Annotated in this window: 21 protein-coding genes; 10 read left to right on the forward strand and 11 right to left on the reverse strand. The window is 44.9% G+C overall.

Features of this window, described 5'->3' with window-relative positions; genetic code table 11:
• The first annotated feature begins 8 nt into the window (after positions 1-8).
• On the forward strand, positions 9-1,058 hold the full coding sequence (locus VIC_RS17470) for an ArsO family NAD(P)H-dependent flavin-containing monooxygenase (protein ID WP_006961408.1): 1,050 nt from the start codon (positions 9-11) through the stop codon (positions 1,056-1,058).
• A 61-nt stretch (positions 1,059-1,119) separates the two neighbouring features.
• On the opposite strand, the gene VIC_RS17475 is transcribed toward VIC_RS17470, so the two are convergent.
• Entirely contained in the window at positions 1,120-2,295 is a 1,176-nt protein-coding gene (locus tag VIC_RS17475) for an aminotransferase-like domain-containing protein (RefSeq protein ID WP_006961409.1), read from the reverse strand.
• Positions 2,296-2,422: 127 nt separating this feature from the next.
• Here VIC_RS17475 and VIC_RS17480 point away from each other — a divergent pair, with 127 nt between their 5' ends.
• Complete coding sequence (locus VIC_RS17480; protein ID WP_043009986.1) at positions 2,423-3,292, forward strand: AraC family transcriptional regulator; 870 nt, start codon at positions 2,423-2,425, stop codon at positions 3,290-3,292.
• Between the two features lie 94 nt (positions 3,293-3,386).
• On the forward strand, positions 3,387-4,187 hold the full coding sequence (locus VIC_RS17485) for an arylamine N-acetyltransferase family protein (protein ID WP_006961411.1): 801 nt from the start codon (positions 3,387-3,389) through the stop codon (positions 4,185-4,187).
• Positions 4,188-4,304: 117 nt separating this feature from the next.
• Here the strand turns inward: VIC_RS17485 and queF are convergent, their stop codons facing one another.
• From queF to VIC_RS17500, 3 genes are read right to left on the reverse strand one after another with little or no spacing between them, the layout of a single operon-like run.
• Positions 4,305-5,123, reverse strand: coding sequence for an NADPH-dependent 7-cyano-7-deazaguanine reductase QueF (gene queF / locus VIC_RS17490; RefSeq protein WP_006961412.1), 819 nt, complete (start codon positions 5,121-5,123; stop codon positions 4,305-4,307).
• Positions 5,110-5,991: a queuosine precursor transporter gene (locus VIC_RS17495; RefSeq protein ID WP_006961413.1), complete on the reverse strand. Its 882-nt coding sequence runs from the start codon at positions 5,989-5,991 to the stop codon at positions 5,110-5,112. The genes queF and VIC_RS17495 overlap by 14 nt, the downstream gene beginning before the upstream one ends.
• Entirely contained in the window at positions 5,984-6,580 is a 597-nt protein-coding gene (locus VIC_RS17500) for a helix-turn-helix domain-containing protein (RefSeq protein ID WP_006961414.1), read from the reverse strand. The genes VIC_RS17495 and VIC_RS17500 overlap by 8 nt, the downstream gene beginning before the upstream one ends.
• 143 nt (positions 6,581-6,723) lie before the next feature.
• On the opposite strand from VIC_RS17500, the gene VIC_RS26885 reads away from it, so the two are divergent.
• Positions 6,724-6,897 carry a hypothetical protein gene (locus VIC_RS26885; protein ID WP_006961415.1) on the forward strand — a complete coding sequence of 58 codons (174 nt, stop codon included), beginning with the start codon at positions 6,724-6,726 and terminating at the stop codon, positions 6,895-6,897.
• 139 nt (positions 6,898-7,036) lie between these two features.
• On the opposite strand, the gene pulA is transcribed toward VIC_RS26885, so the two are convergent.
• Both pulA and VIC_RS17510 read right to left on the reverse strand, forming a co-directional pair.
• Complete coding sequence (gene pulA, locus VIC_RS17505; protein ID WP_006961416.1) at positions 7,037-13,081, reverse strand: pullulanase-type alpha-1,6-glucosidase; 6,045 nt, start codon at positions 13,079-13,081, stop codon at positions 7,037-7,039.
• A 400-nt stretch (positions 13,082-13,481) separates the two neighbouring features.
• Positions 13,482-13,961, reverse strand: a complete 480-nt coding sequence (locus VIC_RS17510; protein ID WP_006961417.1) for a MarR family winged helix-turn-helix transcriptional regulator — start codon at positions 13,959-13,961, stop codon at positions 13,482-13,484.
• Between the two features lie 132 nt (positions 13,962-14,093).
• Here VIC_RS17510 and VIC_RS17515 point away from each other — a divergent pair, with 132 nt between their 5' ends.
• Both VIC_RS17515 and VIC_RS17520 read left to right on the forward strand, forming a co-directional pair.
• Complete coding sequence (locus VIC_RS17515) at positions 14,094-15,008, forward strand: EamA family transporter (protein WP_006961418.1); 915 nt, start codon at positions 14,094-14,096, stop codon at positions 15,006-15,008.
• A complete protein-coding gene (locus VIC_RS17520; protein WP_006961419.1) occupies positions 15,005-15,598 on the forward strand; it encodes an NADPH-dependent FMN reductase in 594 nt (197 codons plus the stop codon). The genes VIC_RS17515 and VIC_RS17520 overlap by 4 nt, the downstream gene beginning before the upstream one ends.
• Before the next feature lie 57 nt (positions 15,599-15,655).
• On the opposite strand, the gene VIC_RS17525 is transcribed toward VIC_RS17520, so the two are convergent.
• The 3 genes from VIC_RS17525 to VIC_RS17535 form a co-directional block, all read right to left on the reverse strand.
• The gene (locus VIC_RS17525; RefSeq protein ID WP_039952158.1) at positions 15,656-16,222 is read right to left on the reverse strand and encodes a hypothetical protein; all 567 of its coding nucleotides are present in this window, start codon (positions 16,220-16,222) and stop codon (positions 15,656-15,658) included.
• Between the two features lie 174 nt (positions 16,223-16,396).
• The gene (locus tag VIC_RS17530; protein ID WP_006961421.1) at positions 16,397-17,086 is read right to left on the reverse strand and encodes a flavin reductase family protein; all 690 of its coding nucleotides are present in this window, start codon (positions 17,084-17,086) and stop codon (positions 16,397-16,399) included.
• Positions 17,087-17,260: 174 nt separating this feature from the next.
• Complete coding sequence (locus VIC_RS17535) at positions 17,261-18,724, reverse strand: cryptochrome/deoxyribodipyrimidine photo-lyase family protein (protein WP_006961423.1); 1,464 nt, start codon at positions 18,722-18,724, stop codon at positions 17,261-17,263.
• A 79-nt stretch (positions 18,725-18,803) separates the two neighbouring features.
• Here VIC_RS17535 and VIC_RS17540 point away from each other — a divergent pair, with 79 nt between their 5' ends.
• Complete coding sequence (locus tag VIC_RS17540) at positions 18,804-19,109, forward strand: DUF6482 family protein (RefSeq protein ID WP_006961424.1); 306 nt, start codon at positions 18,804-18,806, stop codon at positions 19,107-19,109.
• Positions 19,110-19,195: 86 nt separating this feature from the next.
• Here the strand turns inward: VIC_RS17540 and VIC_RS17545 are convergent, their stop codons facing one another.
• Positions 19,196-20,737 (reverse strand): sodium:solute symporter family protein, encoded by a 1,542-nt coding sequence (locus VIC_RS17545; protein ID WP_006961425.1) that lies wholly within the window; start codon positions 20,735-20,737, stop codon positions 19,196-19,198.
• A 339-nt stretch (positions 20,738-21,076) separates the two neighbouring features.
• Between VIC_RS17545 and VIC_RS17550 the strand changes: the two genes are divergently transcribed.
• The 3 genes from VIC_RS17550 (at position 21,077) to VIC_RS17560 (ending at position 24,538) form a co-directional block, all read left to right on the forward strand.
• On the forward strand, positions 21,077-22,372 hold the full coding sequence (locus VIC_RS17550; protein ID WP_006961426.1) for an MFS transporter: 1,296 nt from the start codon (positions 21,077-21,079) through the stop codon (positions 22,370-22,372).
• A gap of 99 nt (positions 22,373-22,471) precedes the next feature.
• Positions 22,472-23,488, forward strand: coding sequence for a nuclear transport factor 2 family protein (locus VIC_RS17555; RefSeq protein ID WP_006961427.1), 1,017 nt, complete (start codon positions 22,472-22,474; stop codon positions 23,486-23,488).
• 171 nt (positions 23,489-23,659) lie between these two features.
• Positions 23,660-24,538 carry an AEC family transporter gene (locus VIC_RS17560; RefSeq protein WP_006961428.1) on the forward strand — a complete coding sequence of 293 codons (879 nt, stop codon included), beginning with the start codon at positions 23,660-23,662 and terminating at the stop codon, positions 24,536-24,538.
• Here the strand turns inward: VIC_RS17560 and soxR are convergent.
• Positions 24,509-24,976 carry a redox-sensitive transcriptional activator SoxR gene (gene soxR / locus VIC_RS17565; RefSeq protein WP_006961429.1) on the reverse strand — a complete coding sequence of 156 codons (468 nt, stop codon included), beginning with the start codon at positions 24,974-24,976 and terminating at the stop codon, positions 24,509-24,511. The genes VIC_RS17560 and soxR overlap by 30 nt on opposite strands.
• Between the last annotated feature and the right edge of the window lie 61 nt (positions 24,977-25,037).

The following is a 25,037-nucleotide window of genomic DNA, read 5'->3' on the forward strand; positions in this document are numbered from 1 at the left end:
AGGTAAACATGACCGAGCAAGTAATCATTATTGGTGCAGGGCAAGCTGGGCTATCGACCGCTTACTATTTGAAAAGAAATGGTATTGACCCACTGATCTTAGATGCGAATCCAACACATGGCGGCGCTTGGTTACATGCATGGGATAGCCTGAGACTATTTTCACCAAAGGAGTACAGCTCGCTTTCTGGTTTTATGATGCCTAAAACTCGCGAGGCTTACCCTAGCCGTGATGAAGTGATCGACTATTTCGGCAAATATGAGCAGCGTTATCAGTTTCGTATTGAACGTCCTGTGAAAGTGCTGGATGTCACTAAGTTCGAAGACACTTTTCATATCACAACAGATAACGGGGAATTCCTCGCGAAAGCCGTTGTATCTGCGACTGGTAACTTTTCAGGCCAATTCATTCCAACTTTCCCCGGCCTAGAGCGCTTTATAGGTGATCAGGTACATTCTGCAGACTACAAAAACAATGCGATATTCGCTGGTAAGAACGTCGCGGTGATAGGCAGCGGTAACTCAGGATCTCAGATATTGGCTGAAGTATCTCAAGTCGCCAATACGCACTGGTTTACCAATCGCCCTCTCGATTACCTCGATGATGAACTGGATGGACGTTACTTATTCGAGCTTTCTACAAAACGTTATTACGCCGCGATGAAGGGTGAAAAGCTAGAAAACACCGATGACTTCTCCAAAATCGTCATGGTTGACTCGGTCAAAGAAGCACGTGAACGCGGAGTGTTGATTCGTGAAGAAGACATTGAATCTTTTAGCGAGCATGAAATTATCACTGCTAACAAACGCATTGCCATTGATGCAGTTATCTGGTGCACAGGCTTTAAGACTCAGCTCAACCACCTGAAAGGCTTACAGCTAAATACGGATCTACAAAGTTTGACTCAAGGCACTCGCTCTACTCAGCATTCAGGCCTATGGCTGATTGGTTATGGGGAATGGTCTGGCTACGCTTCGGCGACCATTATCGGCGTACAAAAGCATGCCCGAGAAACCGCCCGCCAGATAGCCGAGTCTTTTGAATTGATTGCAAGCTAGAATCTAGGTTCAGTAATGAAAAAGCCCCCACTCTCAGTGAGTAGGGGCTGTTTTTCATTCATTACGCGTTTTCGAGTTCAGGCTCGCTGATGGATGCTTTCAAGCCTTTAGCAAGACGCTCGACTGCTACCGTTAGCTCCTCTGGCGAGGCATTAGTGTAGTTAAGTCTTAATGCGGGCTTGGCTTCATCTGCATTTGGATAGAACACTGGGCTTGGCACAACCGCAACGCCATTCCCTAGTAACGCTTTTGCCAGTGCAAATGTGTCGCAAGATGGCAACGTCACCCAAATGAACATGCCTCCTTCAACAGGCTTCACTTCGCAGCCAGCTGGTAGTTGCTTTTGCAGCTCAGAAAATAGCTTCTCATAGCGAGATTGGTACAAGTCTCTAACCGTACCAATGTGCTGTTCAAAGCCTTGGTGTTTCAGCAAGCCCAGAAGTAGCGCTTGCATAGGGACACTTGAGTGTAAGTCAGCACCTTGCTTGATCTTGATGAGTGGCTCAAGATATTCACTCTTACCACTGACGACACCAACTCGCAGACCTGGAGACGCAATCTTTGAGAAAGAGCGCAGCACAATAGAGTGTTGTGGACAGAAATCAGAGACCAATGGAATCGCTTGACCTGAGAATCTAAGTTCACGGTACGGTGCATCTTCAATCAGAACAACATTGTATTGCTCACACAGTGCACCAACCTTTTGGCGAGTTTCCAACGTCCAGCACACACCAGTTGGGTTATGAAAATCTGGTACGGCGTAGAACATCTTAGGTGATTGTTCAGCGAAGCTCTTCTCAAGCGCTTGTAAATCAGGGCCCGCCTCCGTCTGAGGTACAGTGACAATATCCGCCTGAACCAAACCAAACACCTGCATCGCACCAAGGTAGCTAGGTGCTTCCATGACCACTTTGTCACCTAGGTTTACATAAGCACGAGCGATCAGGTCTAGCCCTTGCTGTGATCCTGTACACGCCATTACTGAGTGCGTCTCTGGCAACTCAAAATACTCTGTCAGGAACTCTAAAAGTGGGGCGTAACCTGCAGTTGCCCCGTACTGGAAAACTTCCGGCATTGATGAAAGGCTTTCTAGTGTTGGCTTCATTAATTCAATTGGAAATGTACTTTCATCTGGTAAGCCACCCGCAAGCGAGATGACATTCTTATCCGATGCGGCAGCGAGAATTTCACGAATATAAGACGACGAGATTTGTTGCAGGGAGCGAGCGATTTCCATAACAGTTCCTGAGTGTAATTTTAGAATTTTTATCGTCGAAAAGACGTTAATGAAGTGTATAACCCATTGATGAAAATAGGATGTCCGTTTATGCTGTTCAACATGTCCATTTATGCTATTTTTCTTTATGAGCCGACAACACATATTCCGAATCAATGACGTGCTTTATCACATTCATAAAGACATCAGTAAATCCTTACCAGCCAAGGAATTAGCGGACATCGCAGCGTATTCTGAGCAGCACTTTCACCGCGTTTTTAAGCAGGTTGTCGGAGAATCCATCCATCAGTATATTCGCCGAACACGAATGGAGTACGCCGCAAATCAACTAATGTTTGATCCGCATTCCTCGGTATTGGACATCGCCAACAAATGTGGCTTTCACTCTGTTTCTTCGTTCAGCCGCGCATTTAAATCCACTTTCAGTGTCTCACCAGGAGAATGGCGAAAGCACGAGCAACAAAATATCGATAAGCCCTATCTCAAAGATCCTGAAATCGCCGCAGGCTATTATCGCGTCGCAAAGAAAACTCTTCCCGAGCCTAAAATCATCGAAACCTCCGATCGTCTCGCTGCCTATGTTCGCCATGTAGGTTACAGCCGAACCGTAAAAAATGCTTGGCGAGTCTTAAATGCATGGGCAAGCAGCGAGGGGCGTGACACATCACGTCAATACGGTTTGCATCATTCAAACCCAGCGTTGGTTGAACTGGATAACTGTCGCTACGTTGCGTGTATCGAGATAGACAAACCAATCAAGGTTCGAGGTGTGGTTAATCAGTTAGTGATACCGGGTGGATTACATGCCGTGTTTCGTCTCACTGGAGTGTATGGAGAGCTGCTTCCTCAAATCAGTAAGGTTCATGAACAATGGTTACCCGAATCTGGCTTTAAATTGGGGTCAACACCCGCGTATGTTCACTATCATAGGAACCACTTCCTACATGACGATGAGCACTTTGAACTCGACTTTTACCTCCCTATCAGTTTCTATTAGGCAGTCACTTAGCTCGCAATCATCAAGGCTCGGATTGAATTAATTAAACCTCTTCTGTTAACGTGTTATTTCTCATTAACAACGGAGCTGTTCAATGGACTCAAGCAGACTAAACCAATATCTTTCTAAGATCGGTCTGTCATACATACCCCAAACCACAATCGACGATCTCACTGCCCTCCATCGTGCTCAACATCGCAGAATTCCTTTTGAAAACTTTGATGTAGCACTGCGCCGCACCATCCATTTATCTGAGGACGCTTTGTTCGAGAAACTGGTTCTGAGTGAACGTGGGGGCTACTGCTTTGAAGTGAATGCCTTGCTTCTTAGTGCTCTCAAGAGTCTTGGCTTTGATGCAAAACCGCTGCTTGGTCGGGTACATCTTGGGCCAGAACCATCCAGCCGCAGCCATCAGGTATCGCTCGTTGTGCTTGAGGGGCAGGAATGGATTGTCGATGTTGGCTTCGGGGCCCAGACTCCGCGTGCTCCTATACCTGTTGTTTTCGACAGGGAAATCACCACCGACTTACAGACCTTACGGTTTGTAAAACATCCTCTATTTGGCGCCATGCTTCAGGCAAAAATAGACGATAACTGGATTGATCTTTATAGCCTTGATTTCACTCACGTTTGCGAAAGCGATATTGCTTGCGGCAATTTCTACACCTCGACCAGCCCTGACTCCACTTTCTTGCAAAAGCGGGTGGCAACAATAACCACAGATAACGGCATCATCACGCTGCTTAACAGCACGTTAAAGATAAAAACGAACGAACATACAGAGGAAAAAGAGATTGCTGAGGACGAAGGCTATCTTGGTGTTTTAAAAGAAACGTTTGGCATCGAACTGGACGCAAGCTTTGACGATTTAATACCACTCAGCCCAAATATTTAGCGGTGTTGGTAGAGCAGATGTAAGCAAGACATCTGCTCTGAACAACGGACCTACAAGTTAAGCTCAATTCGGGTTAAGTCCCTCTTTCAAGCAGGCTTTTTAGTTTAAGCCGTTGGTTTACTGTCTCGGGTTTCTACCAGAGCAGATTTCGCTTTCAAAGTCGCTACGATAAGGGTTTATATCAAGACCGCCTCGTCGCGTGTATCTAGCAAAAACTGTCAGCTTTTCAGGAGCACAGCATCGTTTGATATCAGAATAGATGCGCTCGACGCATTGCTCGTGAAACTCATTATGTTCACGGAATGAGATTAGATATTTCAGAAGACTCTCATGATTGATTTTAGCTCCCGTATAACGGATGTATACGCTTCCCCAATCTGGCTGATTCGTCACCAAACAGTTCGACTTCAAAAGGTGGGAACATAAAGATTCAGAGACATATTCATCCACAGTGCTTCCGGAGAGCGAATCCTCATCATACTCAAACGAGTCTACGGTGATATCCAAACCATCAATGCAATCAAATTGCTTATTTATTGAGGTTTGTTGTGGTTCATCTACACCCATAAATGACACCGTCACTTCAGCACCAGCAGCATTAGTTAAGTCGGACTGCATTTTCTCAATAACAATATCTTTCGACTCAAAACGTGTTTGATTGAAGCTATTTAAATACAATTTGAATGACTTCGATTCAATCAAGTTGTTGGACGTATGAGGAATAATAAACTCCGCGATTGCGACGATCGGCTTACCTTTATTGTTCAACCATGACACTTCAAAAGCCGTCCATAAGTCATAACCAGCATGAGTAGCGACCTTAAGGTCTTTAATCTCATCTCTGCCTTTTTGTCTTGGGATAGGATCGAGTAACTCAGGTTGATACTGAGAGATATACTCGCTTTTTTTACCTAGGTTCTTATCATAGGTTGTCATTATTATTTAATTCCTTGACGTTGATTAAGCGGGAAAACAATTTCCTTGCGAAATAAATTGGCGCGACACTGAACAGTGCATATAAGATCTTAATAGTAACCTGGCTGAGAAACATTACGAACAGCACGTCATTTGGTAGTACATTAAAGAATGCAATACTAATAAATAGTGCGCTATCCACTACAGATGCGATACTGGTACTTGCTATGACTCGAATGGCGAGCCATCGAGATTGTGTGGCGATCTTTATTTTGTTCAGGACGTAAGCATTGATGTTCTCAGAAATAAAGTAAGAACTTAAAGAAGCTAAGAACACTGAGGTCATACTCGTGACAAGCGAAGTATACTGTTCATCCATCGCTTGCCATGGGCCTATGCTAGGAATAGTGGTGGATAAATAGAGAAGAACGAGTATCCCAGCATTGACCACTGTCGATTGTATGATGGCTTTTCTGGCGAGCTTTAAACCAAAGTATTCGTTTAATATATCAACAAATATAAATGAAATTGGGTAAAGAAATATTGCGGCAGGTACAATTAAGCCTGTGTTGAATATTTCTACAGGTTTAATTCCGGTAATGTTTGACAATGTAAAAAGAGAACACAGACAAAGTACGAGAAAAGAGTAACTCATCCAATAACTTTCATGTCTGTCCTCTAGCTCGTATGCTCCTTCAAAGCTCGATTTTGAATAAACTTTCTTACATACTTCAACTAATTCATTTCGATTTAGATCATCAGCAACTTCACTGGAAATAAGATCTTTAGCGGGCATATTCACGACCTTTCCAGTTCCCCGTATCATCACGCTAGCCATCATTTCAGGGGCACCATTAAAGCCAATCAATTTATATTTTTTATTAAACACAAAAACGTTCCTCGAGTATTACTCCAAAAAGAAAATCGCCTTCTAAAAGAGAAGTGTTAGGGGGAAGAGAATGCAATGCACCACCGCGAACAATGAGCTTACTCAGCTCTTTTTCATTGTGATTCGAGCGATCAATAATCAGTAGATTGCCCTTGGTAAAATAATTAGACAAAACCTGACCCACTCTAATCGCTACGATGTTACTCCCTTCAGAAAAGTGGTAGGTAAGGGGATAATCAGTGACCAGGTCGCCGATGTAATATTCACTTTTCTGGATGAACTCCATTTCACTCAGAATCGGAACAGCAATTGGGTTCTTGTTTCCGCATACCGACACGACAGGTGTTTCAGATAGAAGATCTTCTAGGGATTCGTTTTGAATGATATGACAGGTTGTTCCAAAGAAGTTAGCAATGCGTTCAACCGTCGAGGTCTGCACTCTTTCAACCTTGCCATCAAGTATTTTATAGATAGTCGAACGCGTAACACCGGTTTTGCGACTTAATGACGCCTTCGTTTCTTTACTCTTATTTAGGCCAAACTGTATGTTGTCTCTGAGTATGTCCAGTTGCTCACTGTTGTTCTTCATTTATGTGCCTTTTGGTCATAAAGCGAGGCCAGACCTCTCCCAAAAAGCAAATGATATCAGTATCATATTAAAAAACAATTAAATATACACATGCATGCATAATGTGTACACTAAAGTGTATCTTTTACTGTTGGTAAATAATCATGAATACAGAAGACCTAGAGTCTCGCCTTCAAGAGATAACCTACTGGTGCCGGTTGATTCACGCAGAGCCCGAGAAAAAAGAGGCGATAAGCTACCTCTATGTTCACACACAGCTACTACTGGACGAACTTCAGAATAAGAAACCTACCAACCAAGTGATTCACCAGAAATAAAACGTTGGACTTGGTCATGACCAAAAGACTCAACCATTAAATGTTTATCAACAGCTGCATTGATAATTGGACTCTAAAACAAAAGGCTCTCCACATAGGAGAGCCTTTTTCGTTTCAGTCGACTTCTTATGACAAATGATTATTTGATTAAAAGAAGTCGCCCTGTCAGAGCTGGAACAGAAACCGCACCGGATGTTGCCTGAACATTAATCAGCTCACCACTCATCAAGTCTTCAAATTCGTCTGTCGATTTGACTCTTGTTAAATCGACATTGAGTGTTTGTTCCGATGTTGATGTGTTCAGCACATAGATGATCTGCTCATCACCATTCACTTTCAGGTCAGCATACAGGTTGTCATCCAACCATAAGTTGCGCCTCTCACCCGCATAAAGCGCCGGATGTTCACTACGAACCTGCATAATTTGAGTCAGATAGTTTTTCACATCTTGTTGCTCAGCAGTCAGTGTCACCCCAGTCACGCCTTGCACTTTCGCGCTTGAGCGAGCGACATGATCATCACACAGCCCCTGAGAGGCACAATCTGATGTGACCTTGTCCGAGAAGTTAGCGACTTCGTCACCAATCTCTTCACCATAGTAGAGTGTGATTGGTCCAGAGTAAGCCGCTAGAAAGCTAAACGCGGCTTTGTGTCGTTTGACTGCTTCACCAAGATTGCCACGCTGAATCAGGTCACCGAAGCGCAACAAGTCATGGTTACCAAGCATTAAGTTTGGCATCGCATGGTAAGGCGATTTAGCGCGGTTGTTCCACTCTGCATCCAAAACACGGGCATTGTTGCTCGCCCCTGATTCTTCAACCGCCAGAGCTTGAACTAAGCCGTAGCGTAACGGGAAGTTGAACGCCGACGAAAGGCCCGGTTGTGAGTCACTGCCATAGGTTGTTGCCGTAATCTCATCTGCACCTTTCCAGACTTCACCGACCATGTAGCCCAGTGTTCCCCATTGCTTACCAGCATTCTTATTGTCCAGTGAGGCTTGCTCTACTGCAGCTCGAATGTTGCGCCATGCCTCAAGTGGAAGCTGATAAGATTGGTCGAGACGCCAGCCGTCAATACCAAACTCTTTCACCCAATAAGTTGCCACCTCTGTGAAGAAGGCTTCACTCGCTGCATCTGGGTAATTCACATACATACCCGGGTAACCCTCTTCCCCTCTCAGGCTTGGTAGCTTACCCGTTGGGGAAGGTTTCACACCAGTAAGGTTAGTATGACCGAACACCCCATCTAAAAGCACGTATAGACCTTTAGCGTGAGCAGCATCAACCAGTTCTTTCAGCTTCTCATTCGTGCCAAATTTAGGATCGACATTGAAGTAGTCACAAGCAAAATAGCCCGTGGCGTCAAGGCGATCATCACCAGCCTGGCCCGCACAAGAATCAAACACAGGTGTTAACCACAACGCATTCACGTTTAAGCTTGCAATGTAATCAAGACTGTCAATGACACCCTGAAGGTCTCCATTGTGGTGCGAATTGCCGTAGCCCACACCATAGTTATGGTCTGGGTCTCCATCGACAAATGACTCCACCATCACCTGATAGATCCTCAGATCACAAGCTTTGCTGTCATCCTGATAGCAGGCATAGTCAAGATTTGTATCTACGACAGATACTACCAACGCGGATTGGTCTGAAGCGTCTAACGTAAATTTGTACACGCCTTGCTCGGTCACTGTCACCTTGATATTGCCATTACCTGCATCCTCAAGTGTTACGGAACCGTTGCCAGTTGAGAAGCCACCAAAACCAAGATTGATCGTACTCCAGTCAGAAGAAGCCAGTTTGAACTCATACTCTCCCGGAGTGAGGTAGCCTTCAAAGGCGTACACACCGTCACCCTGATAGGCCATTTCATCACTGGTACTCCAGCCATTCATTGAGCCACGAACGTATACTTTTGTAGAACCGTAAGGCGCGACATCAACTGGCTTACTATCAATATTCAGCCCTTCTCCTTGCGCACCATTTTGTGTCTGGACAAAGACAGCCGCAGTTAATGGTGGAATAGTGAAAGCGCCGTCTTCAAACTTCGCCTGCTTAACGACTGAATCAGACGAGGCTTTCAACACAGGATGCAACTCAAAGCTTTGTGCTCCAGCAATCTGAATGGTTTGTGCTGAAGTATTGGCATTAATCGCAACAACAATTGAGTCGAAGTTGCTATCAAGGTCTGCGCCTACACTCACCCCATCATTCACCGACATCACAATCATGCCCGGTAATGTCGACGGCCCAGTATTATGGAAACGTACACGCTTCAAGACTTGCTCTTCACTCACTAAACGAAGCAATGGCGTGCCGGAACGAATCTTCAGCAGTTCCTTGAAGACCTTGTCTGTCCAAGCAATATGCTCCGGAGTTGCCACGGTATTCGGGTTGCTAATGATTGATTGGATAGCACTCCAGTTAGCCTGATCTTTGTCAGCACGTGGCAGACCAATGTTCCAGTTATTCGTCTGCTTACTGAAATCGACTTTGTTGTACCAATCACCACTGTCGTAACTATCGCGTTCCATGGATTTAGAGCGTAGTAATTCAGACCCCATGTGCAAGAATGGTACACCTTGTCCGAGCATTACAGTTGATAGACCTACGATCTGCATCCGTGCACGGTCTGCTGGCGTAGCGCTGGCATCGGCTTTGTACTGGTTGAAATCCCACAACGTTTGGTTGTCATGCTTTGAAACATAGTTAATGGATTCCTGAGGATCGAGCGTATAAGCCGCACCTTGCCCTCCGTACTGGAAGTCACGACCGTACACAGTGGCACCGCTATACGTTTCTAACGGGTAGTTTTGCAGATTACCTGTCATACCGTAACGGATAAGATCCATCTTCGATTTCAGATCATCATTGAATCGGCTACCCGCATTAGCAAAACCCGGATTTTCAAGCAAGGCATCACCACTATCGAATGGACCACCACCGCGTACACCATCACGTAGACGATCGTTGTAAGTCCCTATGCCTGTACCCGCCATCGGCCATTGGGTTGCGTTTTCACCACGTTGACCATCAGCAACTTCACCAAAGTTCCAACCTTCGCCATAGAACCAAGTGTCTTCATCTACTAACTTGGTTTTCTCATACACGTGCAGCATGCTCGACTTCATCAGGTGTCCCATCAAATCGAAGCGGAAGCCATCGATCTTATAGTCCTGAGCCCACATCACTACACTGTCTGCCACCAGTTTCTCGAACATGCGGTTCTCAGACGCAGTGTTATCACAACAGGTTGAGTTCTCGACAGCACCCGTGATCGGATTCAGGCGATGGTAGTAACCTGGCACCGCTTTATCGAGCACAGATTTATCATACAAGCCTGACGAATAGGTGTGGTTGTAGACAACATCCTGTACCACTCTGAAGCCCATATCGTGAAGCTTCTGCACCATCTGACGATACTCACGAATACGCGAAATGCCATCTTTTGCAACAGCATAGCTGCCTTCTGGTGCGTTGTAGTGGAATGGGTCATAACCCCAGTTGAATCCATCCAGTGGACGAACATCTGCGAGCAATGCCTGTGCTTCGCCACTGTTAGGGTCCGTTTGTTCTAACAAAGACAGAATGGTTGCACCGCGTGAAGTACCATCGCTACACAACTTGGCATCAGGATTAATGCCGCAAAGTTTTTCTACGGTATCGGTCAGATTCACCGTCTTCGCTGGATCTTCAGGGATGGAAGCCAAATCGTAAGTCGGTAGAAGATGGATCGTTGTCAGGCCAGCTTCTTTTAACGACTTCAACTGCTTAACACTGTCGCGTTCATCTTCTAAGAAGGCCAGATACTTACCGTTGTTTGCTGGTGTACCCTGCGTATCGCTGACACTAAAGTCACGTACATGGAGCTCGTAAATGATGTGATCTTCTGGATTCTCCAGCTCTGGAATCGATTGACTGTCCCAACCTGCCGGTTTGGTTTCATCATCGGTGAGATCAACCAGTTGAGAGTGCAAACTGGACGTACTCAGAGAGAGAGAATAAGGGTCAGTAGTCATCATCCACTCAACGTGGTCGGTTTTCGGATGGTAAGCCTTCACACGGTAACGATAGAACACATTCTTCAGTGAAGCATCGCCTTGGTAATGCCAGATGCCAGTTGCTGAGTCGACAGTCAAACTGAATGGCGATTGTGCGATTAGTGCTTTATCCTGATCGTACAAATACAGTTCAACATCTTGAGCTGTTGGCGCCCAAAGCGCAAAGTTCGCACTATCGCCTTCAATCCAGCTACCCAATTTAGCTTCATCCGCATCATTTGGTCCTGCGGTGTAAAGCGTGTCGACAACACCCGGAATCTGGACACGAGTTGCGACCAACGGTTTGCCTTCATCATCGAGTGCCACTGCAATTAGCTGTGTTTTCAGCAACGCTTTAGCCGTCTCAGTATCAACATCCAGATAGAAACCGACACGATCTTTCAGGTGTGGGAAGTCAGGATTGTCAACGTTGCCAGCAAATGAAATGTCGTACTTGATAAACTGTTCTGGCTGGTTGATATCACCATTACCCGCAGCACGACTCCAGATTTGATAACTGGCTGCTTCACTATGATCAAACCAAGCAATGGAATTAACATCGAGCCAGTGAGCCGCTGCACCATCAAGTTTCACCACAATTTGCTCATCTGGTGAGTATTTAACGACTGAGCTACCGTGTGTCGTATAAAGTGTATTACCTTTAGCAAATTCAGCCTTCAGATCATCACCGCCCAGCGCTTTTTCGTCACCTTTGTGCACGATGAAGTTCATACATGCACCGTGATCGGATTTCAGTGGTACAACATACTTAGCACCATATTGCGGGTCGATTTCTCCCCAAGCGTATGGGTTGCCCCAATCTACGCCGTTTAAGGCGTCAGCCGACACTGCGTCACAAGATGCGTTATTCCACAGGTGCAGCCCCCAGTCCGCGTAATTACCGTCATCTCGTTTGTAGTAAATGATCGATTCAGAATAAACAGGGGCAGGCTCGGATGAACTGTTATCTGGGCTGGTTGGGTTTGGATCGATGCTGTCTGGAATCCCATCTCCATCATCGTCGCTAGAGGCAAAGTCTCCTAGCCCATCGCCATTGGTGTCTTTACTTTCAAATCGATCTTCCGGGAACGCGTCCATGCCATTGTCGGCACCATCACCATCAATATCACTATCTTCGCTGTCAGTGATGCCATCACCATCACGATCGGCAGGTTGACTGGATGCCGAGTAAGGGTCGGTTCCTAAACGAGTTTCTTCTTCATTACTCCAACCGTCACCGTCGATATCTGAATCATGCGCATCTGGGATTTTGTCGCCATCCAGATCGGAGGGGAAGCTCGCCGATGAGTAGGGGTCGCTAGCGAGTTCTAACTCGACAACATCGCTGAAACCATCATTATCATCGTCCGTATCCGCATGATCGCCAATTCCGTCATTATCGGCATCTGCCGACTCTTTAATATCGGTTGGGAACAGATCAATCGCATCGGCTACGCCGTCACCATCGCTATCTTGCGCGATAACCGGCACACCTTGCTCATCCAGCATTAACGTCTTGTTAAGCAGTTCATTACGACCACGTTTAAGCTCTTTTCCTAATGCTTTACTGCCCAGCTCCAACGTATCCGCCAGCGCTTCCATATCTTGCTCTTCAACGGTTTCTGGCAGTAATTGCGTTAACGCCTTCGCGCTTCTTGCGACGACCACCTCTTTCTGATCAATATAATCGCTTTCAATATCTAGGTGTGGCTGTTTGAGTTGTCGACGCAGTTTGCGCAATGCTTTACGTTCGCTGACACCTTGCTGCATTTGCGCAGCAATGTAAGTCGAGAATGGTGTGACCAAAGAGTAATGGCTCGGTGCCATCAAGGTATAGTCTCTTGTCACAGCGACACCCGGAATATCAGCGTCAATCGATACGCCTCGTTGGGTTTTAGCGACAAGATAAACGTCTTCGTCTTCGATATTTAGACCTTCAAGGTCAATGGCAGCATATCCGTCTTTATCAGTGACGGCTGACGGTTCATAACGGTCTTGTCGACCATTTCCGTTGACGTCCAGCCAGACAGATGCCTTTTCGATGTAGCCATCCATCACGTTGACTTCTAGCGGGTCATTACAACCTGCCAAAAGCCCAAGTGACGCCATAGCTAGGCTCAGTTTTGTTAGCTTGATGTTCATTTTTATTTCCATTTATATTCACGTTCCACGAGCGATAAACTTTTCTGTTTGGTTAAATCGCTTCAAGCTAACGTTATATTTTTAAAACAGTTAATTTCCTCATCCTATAAAACTGATTGAGTAGGCGTAGACGGAGGGGAGGAGAAAAAATTTTAGAATCAGGCTCACAATTACAGCCCTGAAAACGATCGAAAAATTACTCAGATGATGTGCAATCAGTGAGAAATCTGACACTTTGTAGTGACGAATAAACCAACCGCTGTAGGATTACAACAAGCTGTTTCAATGTTAAGAAATTGGATCTTTAACCCAAACTGATGTCAGGTAAACAAAAGGGAATTTTGATTCATGCGATATCGGTGGCAAAGTAGCGATTACCCTACCACCTCACTTCCATCAATCACTGATTTGCGAGCAGTACTTTTCGCATCATATTAGCCAGCTGGGCTTTTTCTTGTTCATCAAACATGCTCAACATTCCGTTCATATTTGATAAGTGTGATGCTAAAGCCTCATCGACTAATTGAGCGCCCTGCTGGGTAAGCGTTACTTTACAACTGCGTCTATCATCGCCACTTGCTAATCGCTCAACCAAGCCTCGTTGAACCAACTTTTCAATCCGAGTGCTCATAGCGCCTGAGGAAATCATCAGGGTTTTGTACATTTCAGTCGGGGTCAGCGGTTGCTGATTTCGCATTAATGTCGCGAGAATATCAAACTCCAACATACTCAGTTGATGCTGCTTAAACACATGTTCCAATTGACTGTGCCAGAGCCCATGAACACGCATCAGTCTACCGACAATTCCCATGTCAGAACAATCCAACTCAGGCTTCACATCGCCCCACTGCTTCAAGATGTGGTCGACAGGATCTTGCATATCTCATCCCTCTACTAATTTATCTTTTCAAAAAGATACTTGATAAAAAGATAAATCACCATTACTTTATAAAAAGTATCTTTCATGAGAGATACTTTTTATAAAGATAGGCTACAGCGAAAGGAGGCACCAATGACACGCACACAACGAATAGCGACGTTAGCCATTACGGCATTAGCGCCTATGGTCTGGGGAAGCACTTACATCGTCACCACTGAACTTCTGCCTGCCAACAGCCCTTTGTTAGCATCGATGCTGCGCGCTTTGCCTGCTGGGATAGTATTGGTGTTGTTTTCTCGCTCGATTCCAAATGGAAGTTGGTGGACGAAACTGGCCGTACTTGGCCTACTCAACATCGGATTTTTTTTCTACTGCCTATTTTATGCTGCCACATACTTACCCGGAGGTATGGCAGCTCTGATTATGTCCATCCAGCCTATTCTGGTTATGGGACTGAGCGTGCTTTTGTTGAGAAACACATTAACTTTCACGCAAATAATCGCTAGTGGTTTGGGGATAGGTGGCATCGCCATGCTTGTGGTCAATAACCCAGGTCAACTCAATACCTCGGGAGTTGTCATGGGGCTGCTCGGTACCGTTAGCATGGCGCTAGGCGTGGTGTTAACGAAAAAGTGGGGGCGACCTTCAAACATGTCCCTGCTGAGCTTCACTGGCTGGCAACTGTTGTTTGGAGGGCTGATGCTACTCCCTGTCGCCATCAGTACAGAGGGGTTACCGCAACAAATCACGTTAACAAATGTTGTCGGTTACAGCTATCTGGCAATTGTTGGCGCCATGCTCGCCTACTCACTCTGGTTCCGTGGAATTGAAAAGCTCAGCACAGTGTCTGTCTCATTCCTTGGCTTTCTCAGCAGTGTATCTGCTGTGGTCCTCGGTTACTTGATCCTTGGTCAGACTCTGACCTGGGTTCAACTTATCGGTGCCTTAAGCGTATTAGTTTCAATTTTGCTGGCAGCCTCAGCCCCGACCTATTCAGCAACTAAAACAAACACATCATTTATTAATAGTAAAAAGGAACTCGCATGAAACTTACCATTATCTCAGGCAGCCAGCGTGCTGACTCACAAAGCCTAAAAGCAGCCCATTATTTATCGACACTGGCAGAGGCTGATTTTACGAATATCGATATTCTCGATCTCCACCAGCTCAATTTACCGTTATGGAATGAAGGCGTATGGACAGGTAGTGAGGAATGGGCTCCTTGGCGAAAGATTGCCACCCAGCTACAAGACAGTGATGCGTTTGTTTTCATCACCCCAGAGTGGCACGGTATGGCAACACCAGCTCTAAAGAACTTTTTAATGCTATCGACTGCTAAAGAGATGGCACACAAACCTGCTTTAGCCGTCAGTATCTCGGCCAGTGTTAATGGGGTTTATCCTATTAGTGAGCTTCGTTTAACCGGCAGTAAGAATAATCACGTGTGCCTGATTCCGGACCACTTAATCTTTCGCAACGTGGAAAGTCTGTTCAATCCAGATGGGAGCGTAAATGATGTGAACTTTCATGTTCGTAGTGAGTACACGATGAAGCTGTTATCCGCTTATGCACATGCACTAAAGCCAATACATCGGGATATGGTGGAGGCAGGAAAGCCATTTCAGTATGGGATGTAAAAAGAAGTGAAACATTCTTGAGCACATTCATCCGTGCTCAAGAATTTAAGCTATTTATCAGCCTTTGACATTCGGCTGATAATGATACCTTTCGATGTTTTCACCAGTAATTACCTGGATTTCAAAAGGCTCACTGGTATCTAAACCATTGGTCGCAAGTTTGGAATCGTTACGCCACAGGCGTGATGGGTAATCCATATTTGGAACATCCCCTACAGCATCAAATACACCGCGCTGTACGACTTTTCCATCTTGCACTAATTTAACTTTGTACAAATCGCGGCTAACCGAGTTAATTGTTTCACCGTATACTCGTACAATAAATGCACCATTCGAATAAAGAGAATTTAATAGCTGAGTTTGATGCTCAACTTTCTCTTGCGACCACAGACCACTTTTCGCCTTTTTAGTGTATATCCCTTTTGATTGCTCACGAGAAATATACTCAACAGATGTCACCATAGATTGAGAATTATCGAACGCCATATTATAAGTAGTGTTATTGACATCAATCTCGAACTGTTTATTTAGGTTATTCGCATCCTTTTGTATAGACGTGCTTGTGCTCTGACAACCAGTTAGTGCGACTAGTACTAAAGCACTAACTATAGAGCTTCTAAACATTGTTACTCCAACAACTGACAATTTAGTTATAAAACGCGGTGATTATACATATTAACAACTTATATAAAAGTCATTTATGGGAGCAATCTAATACTTATTAACTAATTAGTTGACAAGGTGAATATAATTTCGATGTTATTTTGAGTGATGTATTAATAACATCATTGAATTTGTTCAATCTGTTTCCGATTTCAAAGCCGCCCAAGAAGAAGGATCCCCTTCTAACGTTAGTGGATGTAACGACAAATTGGGCTTTGCATAGCTCAGTCGATACAACCTTTGAGTTACATGGTAACTATCCAGTCCTGAGATTGTGACTGCTTCCATCGATTCGATGTCGACGTATCCATCTGGTTGGATAAACTGATCCGGAATCAGGATTTCCTCCACCTCTCCAATAATTAAGCACGTATTATTTGCAGTGATATCAATGTATTCACTGAGCTTTAAACCGATTTTTAAGTTACTCTCCAACACATATGGAGCGGGGAAACACTCAGAAAAATACGGTGTTAAACCTGTTTCATCAAACTCTGACTGCGCTCTAGAGTACCGTGCTGATGTTTGATGTGCTGCTCTTGCAATGTCAGATTCGACTGAGTTAATAGAGAAAAAACCAGACTGCAAAACATTCTCGAGAGTGTGCCTGTCAACGGTGTTTGGTCTGCTGACAAAACCAAGAAGAGGAGGAGAAGAACCTATATGCACAACAGAGCTGACAATTGCGAGATTGTTGTTGCCGAATTTATCTTGGGTTCCAATCAAGTTGGCGCTTTTAAATCCCGACAAACTGTTTATTAGCCTAGCTCTCTTTCGCTCATCCATGGCAGTGATTTGAGATTTGGTAAAATTTTTATCTTTCATTGAACGTTATCTAAACCATTTAAGACATCAGAATTAACAGGCACGCAGCTAAGCGGCTAAATAGGAAAGAATCAGAAACAGTATTGCAGTCACTATCAAGGTTGGCTTCAACATAACGTGCTCCAAGAATTACAGAGATATAATCCACTTTTACGGTTCATTTATCCCATTAGATCAACTGCTTCTGACATGAGTGGACAATATTCTTTTTGCTTCCAAAACGACGTCTTCTTTCTTCTTCCATGCCCAAAGTCTGTCCCTCGCTTCCCTGCCTGCTGTATCAAGATCAATGATGGGATTTAGGTAAATGCTAGATCCTTCAATGTCGTACATTAGCGCTTCCATTGCACTCATCTTCCAAGGTTCAAAAAGCAATGAAATCGGGACGTCTTTAAGTTCTGGCACCCATTTTTTAATGAACACTCCATCGGGATCATGGTCAATTGCTTGCTTGGTCGGGTTATAGATTCTTATTGTGTTGATACCTGTAACGCCGGACTGCATTTGAAATTGCGCGTAGTGAATACCAGGTTCAAAGTCCAGAAATAAAGACGCGAGATGAGCGACTCCGTTACGCCAATCTTGAGCCAAATGATGGGTTAAAAAACTGACGAGCATCGCCCTCATCCTGAAGTTCAGATAACCAGTATGCGCGAGGCATCTCATACAAGCATCAACCAAAGGATAGCCAGTATTGCCCTCTTTCCATGCTGTGAGATGATCGTTGTTTGTCTTGGCTGAATGTTGGATCAGTGATTCATAGCCTCGATTGACGCATCTGAATTCCATCTGATGCTCCGACTCAAATTTTTGAATAAAGTGACAATGCCAATGCAGTCGTGAAGAGAATGCAATTAAGCTTCTTCTCATTCCTTTGTCGTTCCAGTGACTCAGTAGAAACTGATACACCTCACGCAGTGACAAATTCCCCCAGGCCAAATAAGGCGACAATCGTGAGCACGCCTCCCGGGAAGCCGAAGGGCTAGAGATAGAGAAATAGTAGTGCTTGACCCTCCGAGTAAAAAAGTCATTCAACGTTGCCCAGCCGACTTTGACACCCCCAGTCTGAATACCGGGCACCTTACTCAACCATGCTTCAGGAGGAGTGAAAACAATGCCAAAATCATCGTTGAGATTTGGAAGAAGAGCGCCAGCACTCAATGCGTTAGATTCGATCGGTGCGCGCATCACCCTCTGCCAATTCTTATCCCAATGTTTTCTTTCCTTACAACCTCTTACCACAGCACCATTAGCGAACTCATACCAACTAATTTGGCGGTCTTTACACCATTTCAAAACCTGTTTGTCTCGCTGAAATGTCACGTCTAGACCAGTTTCTTGGTGCGAATAGAGAGCTTCGATCTGAAATTGTTTCGCCATCTTTTCAAGAAAACTCAGTACATCACATCCACCAACCATCACTTTGGCATTGAAAGGTGCTAAATGGCCGTTGATGTCACTGAGTGACTGCCATACAAAACGCCAATGTCGTTCGGAGTAATGTGCGTTTGCTAGAAGGTCTGGTTCGAACAGATAAAAAATCAGAGTTGGAGTATCAGAGCATAATGCTGCATTAAGTGGCGCATGATCCGTTAGTCTCAGATCGCGTTTCAACCAGACTAAGTTAATCTTTTTCATAGGATTCCTCGTATCAAAGACTTGTACGAACAATCTGTATAGCAATATCAATTATTTTATATAATTACTGGTGAGCACCATGAAAATGAGTTTGAGTAAGCTAGAGAAATTCTTCTTCATCGATAAATTGATCATTCATTCTCTGGATTTGTCACTCTATCAAGCATCTGTCGTTATAGAGGGGCAGGAATATTATGTATCGGATGAGCAGGGGCTGATGCTGAAAGCTCTATCCGTCGTTGAAATGCAAAAGAAATGTTCAAAGCTAAATGTCACTAAACAATACTTGCGGCACACAAGCGCCTATGACGAGATGGTGGGTGGTCCTACAAAAGGATCCAGCAACGCTCTGGAGGTTCTGTTGTTGGACAATGAATACTACTAAGTTGACCAATTACCATTATAAATCAACAGCTCTGCGAATAACCTCTGCTCACTGATAATCAGCACCAGTCTGAAGATATCTAAACATTAGGACAATGCAGTATAAAGCCAGTCAGGAAGAATTAGACAAGCAGAAATAGAGACGATGGCAAACAGCAGCAAACCATAATGGCTGATGTTAGGCGTTGCAAAAAGATGCTTTTGATTTCGAATAAAAGACGCCTGTTGAGAGGTAATTCGCCCCCAGAATCGACTCGCTATTACGCCAAATACTAAGAAAACAACAGTGCCTATTGGCGCAAACCAAGGCCAAGCCACCTCTGCATACCTTGCTGCAAACACGGCAAATACACTGGCAATACTGCCTACAATCACCCCTATCTCGTTCGACCTAGACCAAAACAAACCAAGCACAAAAGAGCCTAGTCGAATGCCAACAAAAATGGACGTAAGGCTGGCAATAGTTTTCAAAACAGATTCATTGGATACTGCCAGCAACGCAGGCACGACGACCATCGCCGCAGCAAGAAGGCTCATCTTACGTGCAACTGACTCGTAGTGCTGAGCTGTTGCGTCGCGTTGAATAAAACGTTTATAGATATCGAATGTAGCTACTGTTGCCATCGAGTTGTAAGTAGAGTCCAACGTCGACATCGCAGCGGCAGCCAATGCCGAAATAATCAAACCTACGACGACTGGATTTGTATGATTAAAAACGAAATCTAGAATCACTTCATTACTATTATCAAAGCTTTGATCTTGATAAAACACACTGAGCAATACGCCGATCAAAGCAAAAAAGAGGTAAATGAAAAAGGCGCCATACCCACACAGCAGCATCGACTTCTGCGCAGTGTGTTCATTTTTGGTTGCCAATGTTCTTTGAATAATGAGCTGATTGGTGCCATAAACACTTAAATGTAAAAAGCTCACAGCAACCACCCCTGCCCATAACGTTGTATCAATACCCAGATCAAAGTCTGCATTGATAATATTGAGGTGCTGCTTCGAAAGATGCTCTGCGGTATTGATATCCATCAGTAAGATAACCAGTATGGCAATACTTCCAATTACTAACACCACAGATTGAAGCATGTCTGTCCAGATGACTGTTGATATACCACCCGCATAGGTGTAGCAAGCAGTAAAAAGACTGATATAGATAATAGCTTCGGAAATAGAAACGGGCAGAACCTGGACAAGAATCAGGGCGACGGCATACAGGATCACGCCAGCAGAAATACACTGAACAATCAGAAACACCATTGAGTTGATCGTTCTGGCATAAACACCGAAGCGCAGCTCTAGATACTCATAAATTGAGGTCAGACCGAGCTTATAGAACACTGGAACAAAGAAAATAACCGCAAAGAAAATTACGATGGGATAGTTGAGGTGGATACTCATCGCTTCCATACCTGAGCTGTACACCCAACCTGGCATTCCTACAAACGTCATTGCGCTAATGTAAGTCGCGAGAATCGAAACCCCAGCAGTAAACCAACCAAACTGCTTATCTCCAGTAGAAAAATCCCCACCAGCACGGCCACGTTTATTAACTAAGTAGCTGATCAGTATGGTTATAAATATATAAATAGCAACAATTGCAAAGCTTGAGTACGTAACCATTTTTAGATTTCACCTGATAGCATAGTGCCGTAAATCACGTACTCATCATACTTAAAAGGATCTGATACCTGGCATTTCTTCACCATTACTGTGATTACTGTCACTTGATTTGATTACTTTTCGCACATTAACTGTTAGAACACTCAAAATGGCGATCTTGATCACCAAAAACAACAAAATGGGTACGCACTCATTTTAAAGTTGATTTTGATCACGGATCCAATCACAGCAAAAAATCTATGATCCACAGCGAAATACAGAGTGGTCAGATCCGAGAACGATCGTTTTAATTCTGACTTACAAAACTAAAAAACCGAGTAAAATAGAGGTTTATCGGTCATGAATTCGAAAAAACACATGAGCGAAGTTCCTATAATTCAAAGGGTCACCGCCTATCTAGCGATACTAGTCGGATACTTTTTCTATTGTTATAACTTTGTAATTATTGACTACGTACGCCCATATATTGTTGAAGCCTATGACGGCATTAGCCTGTCTGATACTGCTCAATTCTACACCTGGCAGTCAGTAGGCGCGCTGATCGGGGCGTTGAGCTGTGCCTGGTTTGCGACCAAGTTTGGTAAAAAATCAACTTTGATTACCATCACAGCTCTAAACGGCGGTGCCACCATCATCAATATGATGTTTACCGACTATACAACCTGGGCAGCGATGCGATTCATTATTGGATTATCGTTGGGTGGCTACTTCACGGTGGCAGTCAGCTTAATGATTGGCCTATTTACCCCAACGGTTCGAGGTAAGCTAACGGCATTTGCTTCATCGATGTTCTCAGTCGCTCTGATGGTGATGGGGGCTTATGCAGCGTTCATTTCCAGCATTGATGCTCCATGGGAAAGCTTGATGTGGGTCGGCGGTATCCCTCCATTAGTCGCCGCACTAGCGATGATTTTTGTTCTACCAAGTGACAAAAAGGTCATCGCCTATGGTGAAGAGGAGCAGGTTTCTGAATCAGGCACATCCACTCCAGCTAAACAAGGTTCTTGGGGTGAAATGCTCAGCAGACCCTATCGAACCTTGACCATCAGCTGCATTTTGTTGGCGGGCCTTAATTTCTATGGTTTCCAATTCTTCAGCGGCTTCGTAACCACTTACCTGAAAGAAGTTCGTCAGTTTGATGGAGCCACTATCGGAGTCATCTTCTCCATTTCTGCTTTTGGGTCTCTATTTGGAGCCTGGGTTTGGGGAGCAATCGCCGACAAATATGGACGAAAGGTTAACGCATTCGGCTTCATCCTCGCAGGCGTGATGGCATCTGTATTCTTCATTGCGCCGAGTGACGTCATGATCGGGAGCCTGAACATGCTGGCTATCCTCGGTTTAATTTACAACTTCGGCTTATCTTCATCAGCAGTATGGGGTGGCTATTTCTCTGAGCTATTCCCTGCACACCTTCGCAGCTACGGCGCTGCTCTGTTCCATGGTGGTCGAATCATCGGCATGTGGGCGCCAATGGTATTGATCTTTATTCAGGAACGTACCGACCTACAAACTGCTATGTGGGGCTCACCGATTGTATGGATTGTCGCAGGCTTGCTCTGGCTATCACTGCCAGAAACCTTGAAAGGTGGCTTATTCGACAAGAAGAAACGAGCGGAAGCCGCTCAAGCATAACTGAGTCAGATTTTCCGGCCTGAACACTGGGCAGGCCGGTTCCAAAAACTTTTCGAGTCCTGTTCCAACATCTGGCTCGACGTATCAAGAGAGCAAATTATGGCTAAATATCAAGAAGCAAAACGCATCGTGCGTGATTATTTCAACGCAATGGAAAACGCGACTCATGAGAATGTTGCAGAAGTACTAAAAGCACATACCTCAGAAGATTACTTGTGGCGCGGAGTCTACCCTTTCCGCGAGCAAGAAGGAGCTCAAGCTGTCGCCGAGGTTTTCTGGGCGCCGTTGATGAAATCAATGACACGCATGCAGCGCCGTCAGGATATTTTTATTGGCGGTAACAACGAAATCAATCCAGATGAAATTTGGGTAATGAGCATGGGGCACTTTATGGGCCTATTCGATGCAGAGTATCTCGGGATGCGCCCAACAGGGAAGATCATGAACGTTCGCTACGCTGAGTTTAACTGCGTAGAAAACGGTAAGATCACAAAAACAGGTTTGTTCCTCGATCTGCTTGGCGTGATGGATCAAGCTGGCTGTTACCCACTTCCTCCTTCAACTGGTCAGCATTTTGTTTATCCTGGGCCACGTAATCATGACGGCCTGCTATTTGACGATGCGCAACTGGAAGAAGGCCAAGCGACTCTCGACTTGGTTAACAAAATGGTCGATGACCTGTCTTCACTGAACGATAGCGGCGCTATGGGTTGCCCACCAGAAGTTCTCGAAAAGAGTTGGTCAAAAGACATGATTTGGTATGGTCCGTGTGGTATTGGCGCTTCTTACACAATTCCGCGTTACCAACAACAGCACCAGTTGCCATTCCGCAATAACTTGAAGGACAAGAAGTTCAACGGCCACGTTTGTCGATTCGCAGAAGGTAACTTCTCTTGCTTCTTCGGTTGGCCAAATCTTTCCAATACGCCAATTGGAGGCTTCCTTGGAATGACAGGTGGTGAAATCCGTGCTGACATGCAGGTGGTTGACGTGTATTACCGTGACGGTGACAAACTATCTGAAAACTGGGTCTTGATTGATCTTCCATACTGGCTGAAACAACAAGGCCTTGATGTATTTGAGCGCACTCAAGCAATCCTAAACCCTTCTCTGTAATTATCCCTCAATGCCTGAGCAACTCTTCGCTCAGGCATTGAATCTCAACCGACATATACACTCAGAAGTAAAGCATCTGGACGCAACAAAGCTTTTGTTAATCTCATCGCGTTAAATTATCCATTTATCAGGTACTTTGCTTAAAGTACTCAATCGGATTCAAGGACGAATATGTTGGAGCAGGTTATCGGGATTCTATTCCCGGTCTTCGCGCTGGTTTTAGTCGGTTTTTCTGTTGGACGCTGGCTCAAACCTGACTTTCGCCCAATCAATCGCATCAATATGGATGCGTTTACGCCAGCATTAGTGTTTTCGTCATTAGTCTCAATGCCGTTGGACACCGAACAAGTCCCGTTGCTTAGCGCTTCATTAATCGCGGTACTCTTGCCGGGGGTTTTAATGATCCCCATCTGTAAACTTGCAGGCCTGCGCTATAAAGCATGGGCTCCCCCTCACATGTTTCGTAACAGTGGTAATCTGGCGATTCCACTCTTTACCTATACCTTTGGTGATACAGCCTTGGCATCAGCAGTGCTATTGTTCGTTGTTTCAGCCTGTATCCACGTTAGTCTTGGACTCGCGCTGCTAAGCGAAGGAAACCCTTTTAAGCAAGTCATTCGTATGCCGGTCTTTCTCGCTGCATTTGCCGCCATGGTGCTTAACCTGAGCGGGATCGGTGTGTGGGAACCACTTTATGAAGCGACGGCGTTGCTTGGCCAAGCAGCAGTGCCAGTAATGCTACTCTCACTGGGTGCACAGATGTGTAATATGCGATTGAGCGGGCTTAGAGTAGGGATTTTCTGCACTCTTCAGTCTCTGGCAACGGGTGCGGCTGCTTTCTGGGTAATTTATACCTTTATCCCTCTGCCAGCCATGCAGTTACAAATGATGGTGCTGTTTACTATGCTACCGCCTGCCGTCATGAATTATATGTTTGCAGAACGATTTAACATCGAGCCGAATCGTGTGGCATCCATGGTACTGTTTGGCAACTTCTTCAGTATTCTAACCTTACCGCTATTATTGACTTTCGCTCTGTCCCTCGGCTGACCATTCTTCGGGATTAGTGAGCATTGTTTTCCCTTTGAATGTTTCAGCTCGGATGTCCTGTGGGTTATAAATGGCACAAGATTCCATCGATAAACAACCACAGCCTATGCAGCCTCCAAGGTCATCCTGTAATGCTTTAAGCTGTTGAATTCGATGATCCAGCAAATCATGCCAACCTGATGCCATGCGCTCCCATTGCTGACGATTGGGTGCTTGATGTTTAGGTAAATGAGACAGAGACTGGGCAATCTCTTCCAATGTCAGTCCGACTTCCTGCGCTGCTTTAATTACAGCGATTCGACGTAACACACTGCGGTGATAGCGACGTTGGTTACCTTGATTCCGCCAACTGAAAATAAGCCCCTTTTGCTCGTAAAAATGCAACGCAGAGACTTTTACCCCAGCACGCTTTGCGACCTCTCCGACGGTCATCTCCATATACCTCTCCCTCCTTTCTGGCTATCTCAGTTAAATAAACACAAAAAAGCGCTTTACCTTA

The organism is Vibrio coralliilyticus ATCC BAA-450 (assembly GCF_000176135.1).
GTDB classification, from domain to species: Bacteria; Pseudomonadota; Gammaproteobacteria; order Enterobacterales; family Vibrionaceae; genus Vibrio; species Vibrio coralliilyticus.